The sequence below is a fragment of the Halomonas sp. BM-2019 genome, from assembly GCF_017584085.1.
Map to the genome: position 1 here is coordinate 2,159,982 of NZ_CP071922.1, position 971 is coordinate 2,160,952.

At 77.9% G+C, this 971-nt stretch carries 1 pseudogene; it reads right to left on the reverse strand.

From position 1 onward, the window contains the following. Positions 1-971 (reverse strand): annotated as a pseudogene (locus J5F18_RS10705) (hypothetical protein); the annotation flags it as partial.

The window sequence follows — 971 nt, forward strand, 5'->3', positions numbered from 1 at the left end:
TGCTCGGTGGCCGTGGCCAGGGCCTGGCGGAGGCCGGCGCCGGCCGCTTCGCTTGGCCCGAGGACGGCCGCCAGCCGCCACAGCTCGGCCAGCCACCAGCGGTCGCCCCGGGCCTCGGCCCAGGTCCGCGCCTCGCCCAGGACCCGGAGGGCCTCCTCGGAACGGCCGGTCGCGGCGAGCACCTCAGCCAGCAGGGCCAGCCAGAACGGCAGGCGGGCGCCGGCATGCTGCTGGCGCAGCCGCTCGATACCCTGGCGGATGAGGGCTTCGCCCGTCGCCCCGCCGGTCAGGCGGCCGGCCAGGATGCGCCCCCACTCGCCGTAGTAGGCGAAGCCGTAGCGGGTGCTCAGGCGCCGTACCCGGGCGGCGTGTTCGTCGGTGGCCTCGGGGTCACCGAGCAGATGGTGGGTGATCGCCGCGTAGCCGTGGGCGATCGCCGCCTCGAAGGGATGGCCGGAGGCGTCGGCCAGCCGGAGCGCCTCGGCGGCGCTCGTCGTCGCGGCCTCGCGCTGGCCCAGCAGCCAGTGGAGATGGGCCCGGGCGCCGTGCAGCAGCACCCCGGCGCGGAAGCCGAACAGCGAGCGGTCGTCGGCATCCGGCGCCTCGCCGAGCCGCTCGAGGCGGGCCAGCGCCTCGCGGTGGCGGCCCAGGGCGAACAGCGGCAGCGCCAGGGCCTGGGCGTGCCAGCCGGCCGGCGCCGTCGGGGAGGCCAGCCCCTCTCCCAGGGCGACGGCCTCCTGCATCCGCCCCCGGACGAAGCGGTGCCAGCAGAGGGCGGCCCGGCCACGGGCGGCCTCTGTCGTCTCGCCGAGACGCTCGCCGAGGGCGACGCTGCGCTCGATGGCCGCCCCGACCCGCGGCGCCGCATAGCCGTGCAGGCTGGCCAGAGGCGACAGCTGGGACTCGCACAGCGCCAACTCCTGGCGGTCGCGGGCCTCGCCCGCCGGCCGGTCGGCGAGTAGTTCCAGCGC